Origin of the sequence: Caballeronia sp. LZ001 (assembly GCF_031450875.1) — a bacterium.
In the GTDB taxonomy this organism is placed as follows: Bacteria; Pseudomonadota; Gammaproteobacteria; order Burkholderiales; family Burkholderiaceae; genus Caballeronia.
The window spans coordinates 4,626,923-4,640,944 of record NZ_JARTVX010000004.1; the positions used below are offsets into that span (position 1 = coordinate 4,626,923).

Annotated in this window: 10 protein-coding genes and 3 pseudogenes; 12 read left to right on the forward strand and 1 reads right to left on the reverse strand. The window is 58.7% G+C overall.

Annotation, left to right across the window (positions count from 1 at the left end; genetic code table 11):
- The first annotated feature begins 131 nt into the window (after nucleotides 1–131).
- From P9292_RS32680 to P9292_RS32725, 10 genes and pseudogenes are all read left to right on the forward strand, one after another.
- Nucleotides 132–3,035, forward strand: a complete 2,904-nt coding sequence (locus P9292_RS32680; RefSeq protein ID WP_309963121.1) for a pyruvate carboxylase — start codon at nucleotides 132–134, stop codon at nucleotides 3,033–3,035.
- Nucleotides 2,941–3,267, forward strand: a pseudogene (locus P9292_RS32685) (transposase); the annotation flags it as partial. The gene P9292_RS32680 and the pseudogene P9292_RS32685, both read left to right, overlap by 95 nt.
- The gene (gene tnpB, locus P9292_RS32690; protein WP_074295443.1) at nucleotides 3,264–3,611 is read left to right on the forward strand and encodes an IS66 family insertion sequence element accessory protein TnpB; all 348 of its coding nucleotides are present in this window, start codon (nucleotides 3,264–3,266) and stop codon (nucleotides 3,609–3,611) included. The pseudogene P9292_RS32685 and the gene tnpB, both read left to right, overlap by 4 nt.
- A 3-nt stretch (nucleotides 3,612–3,614) precedes the next feature.
- Entirely contained in the window at nucleotides 3,615–5,516 is a 1,902-nt protein-coding gene (gene tnpC / locus P9292_RS32695) for an IS66 family transposase (protein ID WP_309963123.1), read from the forward strand.
- Nucleotides 5,492–6,661, forward strand: a complete 1,170-nt coding sequence (locus tag P9292_RS32700; protein ID WP_309963125.1) for a tyrosine-type recombinase/integrase — start codon at nucleotides 5,492–5,494, stop codon at nucleotides 6,659–6,661. Before tnpC (P9292_RS32695) ends, P9292_RS32700 begins: the two co-directional genes overlap by 25 nt.
- On the forward strand, nucleotides 6,658–7,629 hold the full coding sequence (locus P9292_RS32705) for a tyrosine-type recombinase/integrase (protein WP_309963127.1): 972 nt from the start codon (nucleotides 6,658–6,660) through the stop codon (nucleotides 7,627–7,629). Before P9292_RS32700 ends, P9292_RS32705 begins: the two co-directional genes overlap by 4 nt.
- On the forward strand, nucleotides 7,626–8,642 hold the full coding sequence (locus P9292_RS32710) for a site-specific integrase (protein ID WP_309963129.1): 1,017 nt from the start codon (nucleotides 7,626–7,628) through the stop codon (nucleotides 8,640–8,642). Before P9292_RS32705 ends, P9292_RS32710 begins: the two co-directional genes overlap by 4 nt.
- A gap of 120 nt (nucleotides 8,643–8,762) precedes the next feature.
- Nucleotides 8,763–9,324, forward strand: a pseudogene (gene tnpC, locus P9292_RS32715) (IS66 family transposase); the annotation flags it as partial.
- 11 nt (nucleotides 9,325–9,335) lie between these two features.
- On the forward strand, nucleotides 9,336–9,932 hold the full coding sequence (locus P9292_RS32720; RefSeq protein WP_309936132.1) for a plasmid pRiA4b ORF-3 family protein: 597 nt from the start codon (nucleotides 9,336–9,338) through the stop codon (nucleotides 9,930–9,932).
- A gap of 31 nt (nucleotides 9,933–9,963) precedes the next feature.
- Nucleotides 9,964–10,854, forward strand: a pseudogene (locus P9292_RS32725) (biotin/lipoyl-containing protein); the annotation flags it as partial.
- 43 nt (nucleotides 10,855–10,897) lie between these two features.
- On the opposite strand, the gene P9292_RS32730 reads toward P9292_RS32725, so the two are convergent.
- A complete protein-coding gene (locus tag P9292_RS32730) occupies nucleotides 10,898–11,851 on the reverse strand; it encodes a helix-turn-helix domain-containing protein (RefSeq protein ID WP_309963132.1) in 954 nt (317 codons plus the stop codon).
- Nucleotides 11,852–12,193: 342 nt separating this feature from the next.
- On the opposite strand from P9292_RS32730, the gene P9292_RS32735 reads away from it, so the two are divergent.
- Nucleotides 12,194–12,472: a hypothetical protein gene (locus P9292_RS32735; RefSeq protein WP_309963134.1), complete on the forward strand. Its 279-nt coding sequence runs from the start codon at nucleotides 12,194–12,196 to the stop codon at nucleotides 12,470–12,472.
- On the forward strand, nucleotides 12,469–13,932 hold the full coding sequence (locus tag P9292_RS32740; protein ID WP_309963135.1) for an amidase: 1,464 nt from the start codon (nucleotides 12,469–12,471) through the stop codon (nucleotides 13,930–13,932). Before P9292_RS32735 ends, P9292_RS32740 begins: the two co-directional genes overlap by 4 nt.
- The last annotated feature ends 90 nt before the right edge of the window (nucleotides 13,933–14,022 follow it).

Sequence of the window (14,022 nt, forward strand, 5' to 3'; positions counted from 1 at the left end):
CACAGCCGCAATATAGCTGTCACCCGCTCCGTGCCACCTCGCGTTTGCAAGGACATCGAGCGTTACGGCTGCAACAAGCGGACTCGCCTTTCCGACACAAGGCCGGCACGTCCTCAAAGTAGGTACAAAGCATGACGAATATCGCCCCCATCAAGCCGCTCCTGGTCGCCAACCGCTCAGAAATCTCCATTCGAGTGATGCGAGCGGCCTCAGAGTTGAATATCAGGACGGTCGCCATTTACTCGAACGAGGACCGACTTGCGTTGCATCGATTCAAAGCCGACGAGAGTTACCTGGTGGGCGAAGGGAAGAAGCCACTGGCTGCCTATCTCGATATCGACGACATTCTGCGGGTCGCGAAGCAAGCGAATGTAGACGCGATACATCCGGGATATGGATTCCTTTCCGAGAATCCGGATTTCGCTCAGGCTGTCATCGATGCCGGTATTCGATGGGTTGGCCCAACGCCTGAAGTCATGCGCACTCTCGGGAACAAGGTATCTGCGAGAAACGCGGCGATGTCTGCGGGAGTGCCGGTGATGCCGGCCACTGCCCCTCTGCCTCATGACCTTGCGCAATGCCGAGCGCTCGCCGAGGAAGTTGGATACCCAATCATGCTCAAAGCTAGCTGGGGCGGCGGAGGTCGAGGCATGCGAGTGTTGGAAAGCGAAGGAGACCTTGAGTCGGCCCTTATCGCTGCGCGCCGCGAGGCACTCGCCGCTTTTGGCAACGACGAAGTTTATTTTGAAAAGCTGGTTCGACGAGCCCGTCACGTCGAGGTTCAAGTGCTCGGTGATATGCACGGCAACCTTGTTCACTTGTACGAGCGGGACTGCACGGTCCAGCGGCGCAACCAAAAAGTCGTTGAGCGAGCACCGGCTCCATATCTTGACAAGACAGCAAGAGCCGAATTATGTGCGTCTGCCCTTCGGCTCATGGATGCCGTCGGTTATAGCCATGCGGGCACGGTTGAGTTCTTGATGGACGCCGACAGCGGCAAGTTTTTCTTCATCGAAGTCAATCCGCGTATCCAGGTTGAGCATACGGTTACAGAAATGATAACCGGCGTCGACATCGTAAAGGCGCAGCTACGTATCACTGAAGGTGGGCGCATTGGCGTTACCGAGGATGACTTCGATGCACGCGGTGAATTAGCTGTTCGGGCGGCCTGCGTCCCTGCCCAGGACCTGATTCCACTCAACGGATACGCCTTGCAATGTCGGATTACGACCGAGGACCCCGAGAACGGCTTCCTTCCTGACTACGGGAAATTGAGCGCGTATCGCAGCGCGACAGGCTTCGGTGTTCGACTCGACGCCGGTACCGCATACGGCGGTGCTGTCATTACGCCGTACTACGATTCGCTGCTGGTCAAAGTGACGACGTGGGCGACGTCATCCGGCGAATCGATTGTCAGGATGGACCGCGCGCTGCGCGAGTTTCGCATTCGGGGAGTCGCCTCGAATCTTCAGTTCCTAGAAAACGTCATCAATCACCCGGCGTTTGCTCGGGGTGACGTAACAACACGGTTCATCGACCTCACGCCCGAGTTGCTGAACTTCACCAAACGCCGTGACCGGGCAACGAAGCTGCTTCGCTACCTGGGTGAGGTCAGCGTAAATGGTAGCGCAGAGATGAAGGGCCGCGCGCTTCCTGCGCTACCAATCGCCAAACCTGTTCTACCGCGTTTCAATGCGGCCGCACCCATCCCCAGCGGCTCGCGGGACTGTTTTCTGGAATTGGGCGCGGACAAATTCTCAGATTGGATTCTCGCACAGAAGCAAGTGCTCGTGACTGACACGACCATGCGTGACGCCCACCAATCGCTGTTCGCGACACGGATGCGAACGGCTGACATGCTTCCCATCGCGCCGTTCTACGCGCGCGAGCTCTCGAATTTATTCTCGATGGAGTGCTGGGGCGGGGCTACGTTTGATGTTGCATTGCGGTTTCTCAAAGAAGACCCGTGGGAGCGGCTCGCTCAGCTGAGAGAACGGGTGCCGAACATTCTCTTCCAGATGTTGCTCCGTGGCTCAAATGCGGTGGGTTATACCAACTACGCCGACAATGTCGTGCGCTTTTTCGTGAGGCAAGCCGCGAGCGCCGGGGTCGACATTTTCCGGGTCTTTGACTCACTCAACTGGGTCCGCAACATGCGCGTCGCTATTGACGCCGTGCGAGACACTGGCGCGCTTTGCGAGGGAGCCATCTGCTATACCGGCGACATTTTCGACAAGAGTCGGCCAAAATACGACTTACGCTACTACGTGGGCATTGCAAGGGAGTTGAAGAGCGCCGGCGTGAACATCTTGGCCATTAAGGACATGGCAGGCATTTGCAGACCGCGTTCGGTGACGGCGTTGGTGAAAGCGCTCAAGGAAGAAACGGGCCTGCCAGTCCATTTTCACACGCATGACACGAGCGGTATCTCCGCTGCGTCGGTCCTTGCGGCTATCGGCGCCGGTTGCGACGTGGTCGATGGTGCTCTTGATGCGATGAGCGGTCAAACCTCCCAGCCCAACCTTTCCAGCATTGCGGTAGCGCTCGCCGGAACAGAATGCGACCCGGGACTCGCTCCGACGAAGCTTCATGAAGCTTCGATGTACTGGGAGGGTGTTCGCCGCTACTACGCGCCATTCGAATCGGAAGTGCGGGCGGGAACAGCTGACGTCTATCGACACGAAATGCCCGGCGGCCAGTACACCAATCTGCGGGAACAAGCTCGGTCGCTCGGTATCGACCACCGATGGACTGAGGTGTCCCGTAAGCGTCATTCCGCGGCCGCATGGACAGAGCTTAAGCCGGTGTTCAAAGTAATGTCCGTTACTTCGAGTGATGGGGACTACTTTGGACACACGGAATGCGCGATCATCGAACCGCAAAGGCAGACCGAATTACACACCAGAGTACCGGCGGCAAGTTGCCGTCGCGGCGTGCGAGCCGGGTGTTTCGGTGGCCAAGCTCTCGCAGGCGCACGGACTGAATCCGAATATGGTGTTCAAGTGGCGCCGGCAACTGCGGGCGGGCCTGTTTGAAGGAGTGGCGCACAGCACAGCGGTGTTGCTGCCCGTAGCGCTACCTGGTGCACCGACCGGCGAGACCGAAGAACCGGCGTCGCTCGCTGTGCAGCCTGTCGAGTCACATCGCGAGAGCGTGCCGGCCGCGTCGCGCATCGAGATCGAACTGAACGGTGCCCGTGTACGCGTCACGGGCATGGTTGACCCCGTGCAGTTGCGCCTCGTGCTGCGCTGCCTGATGCCAGCATGATTGCGCCGCCAGGCGGTACCCGCGTATGGCTGGCAGCGGGCGTTACCGATATGCGCCGCGGCATGGATGGACTTGCCGCGCTGGTGCAGTCAGCACTCGGTCGTGATCCCTTCTCGGGGCACATCTTCCTGTTTCGCGGGCGTCGCGGTGACCTCATCAAGATTTTATGGTGGAGCGGCGACGGCATGAACCTGTACGCGAAGCGACTCGAGCGTGGACGCTTCGTGTGGCCGCAGGCGGACTCGGGAACAGTCCATCTGTCAGCCGCCCAACTGTCGATGCTGCTCGAAGGGATTGACTGGCGGCACCCCGAGCGGACGTGGCAGCCGACGCACGCGGCATAAGGCATGGTGCGGGAGCCCACAAGCGCGTGGCCTTCATTTACACTGGCATGCATGCCAGCCAGCCATCTGCCCGATGACATCGCCGCTCTCAAGCGCATCGTCGCCTCGCGCGACGAGACCATCGCGCAGTTGCTGGCCGAGATCTCGCGACTGAAGCGATGGCAGTATGGCCGCTCATCGGAGCGCATGACAGAACTGATGGACCAGCTGCAGCTCGCGCTCGGTGAGCTGCCTGTTCATGAACCAGATATGACCGCACCGGCGAAGGTACCTGACGCCGACGCGACTGCGGATACATCGGCCACAACGAACGTCGTTCCGCCGCGCCGCAGGTCACGGCACTTCCCCGCCCATCTTCCCCGCGAAACGGTTGTGCATGCACCGTCAAACTGCGGATGCCTGGAATGCGGCAAACAGATGCGTGTGCTCGGCGAAGACGTCTCGGAGGTACTCGACTACGTGCCCGGCTACTTTAAGGTGCTGCGTCACGTACGTCCGAAGCTGAGCTGCCCGCGCTGTGCAGCAGTAGTACAGGAGCCTGCACCTTCGCGGCCGATAGCACGCTCGATGGCGGGTGCCGGGCTGCTCGCACAGGTCGTCGTCGCGAAGTACGCTGACCATATGCCGCTATATCGGCAAGCCGGTATCTATCGCCGCGCGGGCATCGAACTGGACCGGGCAACGCTGGCTTCGTGGGTGCGTGAAGCGGCAGCGCTGCTGCAACCCCTGTCCGACGCACTCGGCGGTTATGTACGCGCCGCAGACAAGATCCATACCGACGACACGCCCGTGCCGGTGCTGGAGCCGGGGCGTGGCAAGACACGCACGGCGCGCCTGTGGACCTACGTTCGGGATGACCGCCCGGCAGGCAGCCGCGCTCCACCAGCAGTCTGGTACAGGTACTCACCCGACCGCAAAGGTGAGCGGCCTCGGGAACATCTGTCGGGTTATACGGGAATCCTGCAGGCAGATGCCTTCAGCGGGTATGACGCGCTGTATCGTGACGGCACGGTCATCGAGGCCGGGTGCTGGGCCCATTATCTCGAGTTGGGTTTTATGCGGCGAAACGGTTGTGCTGCAGCGAGCGGATTCAGTCAGAGCCGCGTAGCACTCGGCATAATATTCGTTGCGACGCGATGCGAACATGGCGTCCAAACGGAGGCGAGTGCAAGCATGCAAATTCCGCTGCGAACGCAATCCAGCGCCGAGAGATATATCGCCAGGCGTGAATGGGTCACGGCACGTCTGGAACGTTGTCCGTTACACCCCACAGGCGGATGCGGTTTTGCTCGCCATGGCACCTACCGCCGCGTGACGCCAGCGGGGATGCGCATTGCGCGGTGGTACTGTCCTCTGGTAGGCAAGACCTTTAGCCTTCTGCCCGATTTTCTCGCTGCAAGGTTTCCAGGGCTACTCGATTCAATCGATGCAGTCGTTGCAAGCGCGTCAAGCATGCGAAGTGTAGAGGCAGCAGCCGATGCGTTGCGATCGGACGACGTGAGTTTGTCAGCGGCCGCACGCTGGTTGCGCCGCCGTCTATGGGCAGTTCAAGCAGCGTTACGTGGGCTCGATCTCCTACCCCGGGCAACAACGCTCGGCACCAGGCGACAGAAGCCGGCCGGCGTATGTGATTCGCTGTTCGAACTGCGGCGTGCGCTTGCTCACCATACCCTCAACAATCTGCCGGCCCCGCTGGGCTTTCTGCCATCGCGGCGGAATGCTTCGTGCCTCAGCGCCGGCGTCCAACAAGAGATGGGGCATGACAGCAGCCGGGGACGAATTTACGCTGGATCGGGTAACAGCGAGGGTGCCGAATGCGACATCAATCTGCCGATCCGCCCCCATTCGACACATCTCCGACGACGACGGAGATCGTTCGCGTGTGGCACGACGACCGTTCTGTAGGCGACGGCGCTGGCAGACTGTACCTTTGGTGGATCCGGCGCTTCAGGGGATATTGCGAGCAGCGTGGGCTTGACGAGCGCGCTGAGCTGACTCGCGACGGTGCGCGTCGATTCTTTGACTGGTACGCTCGCAGGCACAGCGTCAGCCCTGACAGAGCCGCAATCTCCGGGACGGCTTTGTACGCGCTCAATCGGGTCTATTACGTGCTGGGAAGGGATCCGCCGCCGTGGCGTATCCAACCACCTTCTGCTCGACCGGCCACTGCGTTGCTACGCGCGTATGCGGACTATCTCATAGCGCATCGCGGTAACCCGATGGTGACCGTGCACAAGCGGCTGACGCACATAGGCTATTTTCTCCAACACCTGCGTGTCCTTGACCGAACCTGGCGTTCGATGACGCTTGTCGACGTTGACGCATTCCTGGTCGACTGTAGCCGTCGATATGCGCGTACCACTACGGCCGATATCGCCGGCAGTATTCGGTCCTTTTCCCGTTTTCTATTCGCCACCGGGCGCAGCTCGCGCAACCTCGCCGATTCGGTAATCGCTCCCGTCCAGCCACGATATGAGCGGCCACGCCGAGCCCTGCCATGGGAGGACGTCCAGCATTTACTGGCAGCGGTGGATCAATCAAATCCGCATGGCCTGCGCGACTACGCCATGCTGCTGATGATGGTGACCTATGGATTCGGAGCCGGTGAACTGATCCGGCTGCGACTGGACGATATCAACTGGACTTCGTCGTCGTTACAGGTTACGCGTCCCAAGACTGGCGCGGTCTTTACTCTGCCGCTTCTGCCGGTGGTCGCGAGGGCGCTGGTCCGCTATCTTCGCGGCGGAAGGCCCCCACATACCACAACCCGATATCTGTTCGTCCAGTTGAAGCTGCCGTTCGCGCCGCTCACGGGATCCTCAGCCGTCTGGCACGTCATCGCCAAACATGCGGCCGCAGCCGGGCTGACGGCGCAGTATCTCGGTAGTCACGTCCTGCGGTACTCTCACGCTGCTCGCCAGATCGACCTGGGAGCAGATCCGCGAATCATTTCAGAGATTCTCGGCCATCGCGACCCGGACTCCTTATCGGCATATGTGCGTATCGCAACGGAGACCTTGCGCGACGTCTCGCTTCCGGTCCCATCATGAGAACGCTCGTGACAGCAGCCGGTTTGGCACACGACGCTGCGAAGTTTCTGCGGTTTCGCCGGGCCATGGGCGTGCAATATTTGCGCGGCGAATTCGTGCTCAACGGTTTCGTCCAATTCGTCGCTGAACAATGGGGGTGGAGAGCCGACGTCGCCCTCGATGAGGCCATTGGGCGATGGCTCTCGCGTAAGACCGGGCGTAAGCCGGTCACGGTGGGGCTGGAATTCGGGGTAGTGCGCCAGCTATGTCTGTACCGACGTCGAGAGGATCCTTCCGGATATGTGCCCGAGCACGCGCTCGCGCCGGTCAAGGAATCGCACTATATCCCCTACATCTTCTCGCGCGATGAAGTGACGAGAATGTTGCAGGTGGCGAGCAGCCATCGTGGTCGATGGATCTGGGCACGGATGCTGCGCACGTTGATGCTGGTGCTGTACTGTACCGGCCTGCGACTGGGAGAAGCGGTACGCTTGCGTATGGAAGACGTAGATCTAAGGCGCGGTACATTCCTGATTCCACATAGCAAGGGACGATCGCGTATCGTTCCGTTTCGCCCCGACCTCGCGCAGGAGTTGCGTCAATACCTTCATGCGCGTCACGAGATTCTCGAGCGCCTCGGCGTTAGCGAGCCGCGAGCATTGTTTATTCGGCTCGACGGTACGCCACTCACCGTGAAGTCCGCGTCTGATGCGCTCCGCCGATTACTTCGTCAGTTGTCGATGAAGCCACCGGCAGGCAGAGTCGGCGCCAGACCTTACGAGTTTCGCCACGCCTTTGCCGTCCACCGTCTCACGGCATGGGCCGAAGCCAGAGTCGATATGCACGCGAAGCTCCCGTGGTTGTCGGCGTATCTCGGTCACCAAGATGTCCTCGGTACCGAGGTGTACCTGAAGGCGACGCCACAACTTCTCCAACTCGCCAGTCAACGATTCCGGCGTCATCTGCGCAGCGCGGGGCCAGTCGAATGAAGACCGTACCGTCAGCCGCGTTGTTCACGCGCGTCGAATCATTCTTTACCGACAACCTGCAGCACATGCGAGGCGCCAGCGAGCATACCGTGCATGCCTATCGCGACGCGCTGAAGCTGTTCTTTGAATTCGTCGCCGCGAACAAGCGATGCAGTCTTTCGGGAATTGCCCTTGACGACATGACCGCAGAGACCGTTAGCCAGTTCCTGCTTCATCTGGAGATGGATCGCTCGAACTCCGCAGCGACGCGCAATTGCCGGCGATCTGCTATTCGAAGCTTCTTCCGACACCTGCTGCGTACCGATATCGTGCACTCGCAACAGTATGCTCGAGCGCTTGCAATTCCGGCGAAGAAGGTGCGGCATCGCCCGGCGACCTATCTGGAAGCTGACGAGGTTCGCGCAATTCTCGCCAGACCCAACCCAGCAACGGTTGAGGGCGGTCGCGACTACGCGTTATTGCTGTTTCTCTACAATACCGGTGCGCGCGTTAGCGAAGCAGCGGACCTTTGCTGGAGCGACTTGCAACTGACTGCACCTCGGCTGGTTTGCTTGCATGGTAAAGGCCGAAAGGATCGACTCTTGCCGCTTTGGCGCGATACGGTCAATGCACTGCACCGTCTGCGGATGAACGCTCAACCAGATCGGCAGCAGCATGTCTTTCTCAACCGCCGGGGCGAAGCATTGAGTCGCGATGGAATCGCCTACATCCTGCGCCGACATGTACAAGGGGCTACGCAGGCTTTGCCCACGCTCGACCGGAAGCGCATTACACCGCATGTCCTGCGCCATAGCTGCGCCGTCGCGCTATTGCAATCCGGCACAGACATCACTGTAATTCGCGACTACCTTGGCCACGCGAGCATCGCAACGACAGGACGCTACGTTTCGACAAACCTCCAGATGAAACGTGACGCACTGGAAACCTTCTGGCAGCATGCCGGGATTCGGCCAGTCCGTGCAAAGGCATGGAAGCCTACACCGGACCTTCTGGCATTTCTGGACTCCCTTTGACTGACAGGATTTATGTAGTGTCCAGCGATGCACAGCCACTGTCGGTGCAACGTTCACGGCGTCAGAATCCACATAAAACTCGACTCGGGATAATGCGCCTTATGCCGAACTCGGCATAAGGCTCATGCGCGGCGCAAGTTCTACGACCTGTACAAGCTGGATAGCTCACCAATTGCCGAGGAAGCGCTGCGCCGCATTGGGGCGCTATATACCGTTGAACGCGAGGTTCGCGGCCAGACGCCGGACGTGCGCCTGTCTGCGCGCCAGCTGCGCTCGGCCCCATTGCTCGCTGAACTGAAGGCCTGGTTCGAACACACGCTGTCACAGGTACCGGCGAAGTCCGGGCTGGCGAAGGCGATCAGATACTCGCTGGGGCACTGGCACGCACTCACATGCTATTGCGAAGACGGGCGCATCGAGGTGGACAACAATACGGCAGAGCGCGATCAGGCCGCTGGTCCTCGGCAGGCGCAATTATCTGTTCGCGGGCTCCGACGGAGGTGGCCAGAGCGCGGCGGTGATCTATAGTCTGATCGGTACGGCGCGCCTGAACGGCATCGAGCCGTTTGCCTACCTGCGCACGGTGTTTGAGCGCATCGCCGATCATCCCATCAACCGCATCGACGAGTTGCTGCCGTGGCGCCTGATGCCGGCTGCACACATCGAGCAGCAAGCCGCCTGACAATCAATCCGATGGTCCAGCCCCGCAAACCTGCCCTGCGCCTGGTCAAGGCGCCAGTGCCCGATTACGTACTGCGCGTTGAACTGAAGTACATCAAGCCGGCGATCTGGCGACGAATCATCGTTCCCGGCTCGATCCGGCTGGGCAAACTGCATGTCGTGCTGCAACTGGCCATGGGCTGGGAAGGCGGTCACCTGCACGAGTTCGTCTTCGGCGAAACCAACTATGGTGAACCTGATGACTTCGGATTCCAGAGCGATCCACCGATGCTCAATGAAGCACGGGTCACGCTGGCGAAGGCGCTGGGCGGGCTAAAGTCATTCACCTACATCTACGACTACGGCGACAACTGGCAGCATCGGATCAAAGTCGAGAAGGCGCTGGTGCCTGATCCAGACATGCGCCGGCCGCTGTGCCTGGACGGGCAGAATGCGTGTCCACCGGAAGACGTCGGTGGAGTGCCAGGATATGCCGACTTCCTCGAGGCGATCACCGATCCGATGCACGAGGAGCACGACCACTTCCTCGAGTGGTGTGGCGGCAGCTTCGATCCCGCCGCCTTCGATCTCGTGCTAACGAATCAGCGGCTCTCAGAGGTCAAGTTCTGATCGTCAAGACGGCCTCAGATTGACGCTTACGGTGTCCCAAGCCTATGCGGAGGTCAATCGCATGTTCGGCGACATCGTCAAGGTGACGCCGACCTCGAAGGTGGTAGGGGACATGGCACTGATGATGGTGGCGAACGACCTGAGCGCTGCGGACGTTTGCGAGCCTACCAAGGAGATGACGTTTCCGGAATCCGTAGTGTCTCTGTTCCGCGGCGAACTCGGTTTCCCGCCGGATGGCTTCCCGCAAGAGCTGTCGCGGAAGGTGTTGAAAGGCGAGCCGCCAAAACCTTACAGACCCGGCGACACGATTCCCGATGTGGACCTTGATGAGGCGCGCAGAGAGGGCGAATCCGCATGCGAGCAACGTTTGGACGACCGTCAGCTCGCGTCCTACTTAATGTACCCAAAGCAGACCAGCGAATATTTTGCGCATGTGCGTGCGTTCAGCGATACCTCGGTGCTGCCGACACCCGCGTACTTCTTCGGCGTGCGGCCGCAGGAAGAGGTCGCTGTCTCTATTGAGCCAGGAAAGACGCTTCAGGTGTGCTTACTCGACCAGCACAGAGACAGAGAAACGGGGCTGGTAAGAGTCCATTTCGAACTCAACGGTCAGCCTCGTTCGACGACGGTCGAAGAGAGAACACAAAGTGCCGCAGTCGCTTCGCGACAGAGACGGCCTGTTGCAGACACCTCAAACCGACTTCATGTGGCAGCGCCCATGCCCGGTTCGGTTCTGGCAGTGTCAGTCACGCCGGGTCAGCGCGTGGTTGCTGGAGCGACGCTCGTTGCGCTCGAAGCGATGAAAATGGAGACAAACATTACAGCCGAGCGAGACTGTGAAGTCGCGGCCGTGCATGTCAAACCGGGCGACCAAGTTGCCGCAAGAGACCTCTTAATTGAACTCAAAGCGCCGAACTCATAAAAGCAACGCTTTAGCCGCAAACGAAAGCGTTGGCTCCTTTGACTCAGTTTCCGGTCGGAAGAACTTGGCCCGGCGACGAGCCATACATTTTCTTAAATGACCGGCAGAAATGCGAAAGGTCGCCAAATCCGCATTGGTAAGCTGCTTGCGAGATTTGTTTGACCTTTCCCTCTTGAAGCAGTTGGTGACTCATCTCTAAGCGACGATTCCAAAGACACTGCATCAATGTACTGTCTTGCCTCGCGAACGCGCGCGACAGCGTTCGACGCGAGACATGCAGTGCGTCAGCGATATCCGTTGCTGACAACGATGAGTTATCAAGGTTTGCATCAATGAACGCGAGCGCCTTTCTATAAAGAATGTCCTCGCCTCTGCTCACTCTTGAATCTGACTCTTCGAACTGAATTTGGAGCGCGGAACTGATGGTGTCTAGAATTGCACTTGCGAACCGCCCCTGAGTCGCTGGATTCGCCGAAGAAAGGCGTTCACTCGCTTCGCGGAGCATGCCCCCGATGATGAGCGGCATTCCAGTTCTGTCGCCAATCTTAATGTTCGTTAGAGACTCGGCGTTCGGCAAACGTGAAAGCAACAGTTTGCGAGGGATGCGCAACGCATATGCGTCACCCCCGAAGAACTCGTGCCGAAACGGCCTGCCCGCATCATAGAGAGCGATGTCACCGGCCTGCAGAAGAACCTCTCTGTTCGCTTGCTGCATTGCTGCCGAACCCGAGGCAATCTGTATTGCGATGATGTCGTCGTCTGGCAAGGTTCGGACGTGTTCCTCTGTGCGGTTCCAAACTCGGTGAGGCGCTGAACTGCTGGCAATCGTAAGAGCCCCCAGCGAATGGCCACGATACCGACCCTGCATGTGGGTGTCGTTGGACATCCACCCTTTGGACGGGATGAGATGTCGACAAACAACCTCAGTCCAGTATTCGGACCGTTGTGCGGCTTCAATGTTTTCGGTGGAGTAATCAAATTGCATGATGATGGCCAATAGGCAACTCCCTACTGGAAAGCAAGCTCTACACCAACTGCCCGGAATACGCCGGAAATAAGGCATGGTGACGGCCCACGCCGCTTCATGGTGCGCAGGAGAACCGAAATGTGTGACAGACGCACCAATATGCAGCGGGTTGGCTGCGCCATGCTCCAGGACACGAGCGCGCAGGTGGCCTCAAGAGTCAACTGCCGTGACCATCCAATCCTAACTGGCACCTCAATCGCGTCGGTAAGATTGGTTTTGACGCGGGGGAAGCCTGTCACAGCTCTTCATGCAGAGCATGTGACGCTCATCCATCAGCGCTCGAATTCATACTCTTCAGTAAGGGACCGCAAGATGTCGTCAGAAAGCGCCGGTAGTCACCCGAATTCAAAAAGCTTCGTTGATGGCGACGTCGTCGATAGGTCTTTTGGAATATTGGTTGAGCGCTATGTCTCGGAGTGGCATGACGTGAAAGCGCCAACTGGCTTGGCACAACAGGCTGCAGATGGACTCAGATGTGTGATTACAGACTTCGAGTCGTTGCGCGGACAGCTGGAAGTCATGGATGAGCCAGCGTCCTTTGAAGATGCTTTGGTTTATGCGGCAGCGATGCGAGTGGACGAACAAGTATGAGCCACGAGCAAATCACAAGCATGACCCTTACGCAGGTTGCCGATGCGCTTCAGCGACGAGACATAAAGTCGTCGGAGGTCCTGGATGCATGTTTAAGTCTTCAGCAGAGGGTGGGAGCCAGCCTGAATGCTTTCGCTTGGGTCGACACAGAGCATGCATGGGAAGCGGCACGTCGATGCGACGCAATCGCCGAAAAAAGAACTCCGCTTGGTCGCTTGCATGGAGTTCCGCTGGCTCATAAAGACATATTCGCGCAGCGGGGCCGGCCCTGCGCATTCGGGTCAGCTCTCTATAGTTCGCAACGCTTCGCCTTCGACGCAACCGCAATAAGCCTGCTATCGCAGCAAGGAGCGTATTCCTTTGCAGGCTTGAACATGGCGGAGTTCGCCCAAAACGGCACTGGTCACAATAGCCATACAGGCGATGTCCATAATGCGTGGGGCGCGCGTTATATCAGCGGTGGCTCGTCAAGTGGGTCAGGTGCGGCCGTTGCATCAAATCTAACCTTTGCTTCGTTGGGAACCGATACTGGTGGGTCCATCCGTCTGCCGGCGTCGGCCAATGGCGTGACTGGAATCAAGCCAACACAAACTAGAGTGAGCCGGCATGGTGTGATGCCTCTGTCATTCTCGATGGATAACGTTGGACCGCTAGCCAGAAGCGCGCGAGACTGCGCGCTCATGCTGAGCGTAATTGCAGGCGTCGACGAGGCAGACAAGAGCAGTTCGAACATGCCGGTTTCGGATTATGAGGCAATGCTCTCAGGCGATGTAAGAGGGCTCAAAATAGGCGTTCCCCGGAGTTTCTTCTTCGACGGCGCTAGCGCTGCGATTCTGGCGGCTAGTGAGGACTTTATCGCTGTGCTCAAATCGCGCGGTGCGTCCGTTCGGGCGGTCGATGTGCCGTTGATGGATGCAATTCATACGTATGGTTCGTTGGTCATACGGTCCGAAGGAGCATCAGTCCACGCCGAAAATATGCGCTTAAGCGCCGGTGCGATGACAGCGCATACAAATGCGAAGCTTTTTGCGAACCTCGCGATACCTGCTACCTACTATATAGAAGCTCTACGACGGCGAGGGCCGATTCTAAAGACCTTCTCACGCGAAGTGTTCTCAAAGGTAGACGTACTCGTGGCTCCGACGGTCAAATTTGAGCTTCCGACACGCGAGGAAAGTGACGTCGAATTGAACGGAAACGATGCCGGACAGTTTGCGGCAAATATCTCGGACAACACGCGCCCATTCAACTATTTGGGTTTGCCGGCAGTAAGCGTTCCATGTGGTTTTGACTCGAGAGGACTTCCCGTCGGAATGCAAATCGTTGGGCGGCCATTTTCGGAAGGGACCATTCTTAATGCGGCTCACGCGTTTCAATTGACTACGGAGTGGCACCTTAAGTCGCCTCTTGCTGACAGTTTTTGCAAAAATCCCTCGGTCGCATTGGCAACCAATTCGTAATAGTCAAACCAGTCGAAGAATCTTCTAAGTATGAATTTCGAAGATGGGTCATCAGCGCATACGCTTGCGCGGGACAGCCTTGCGCCGGCA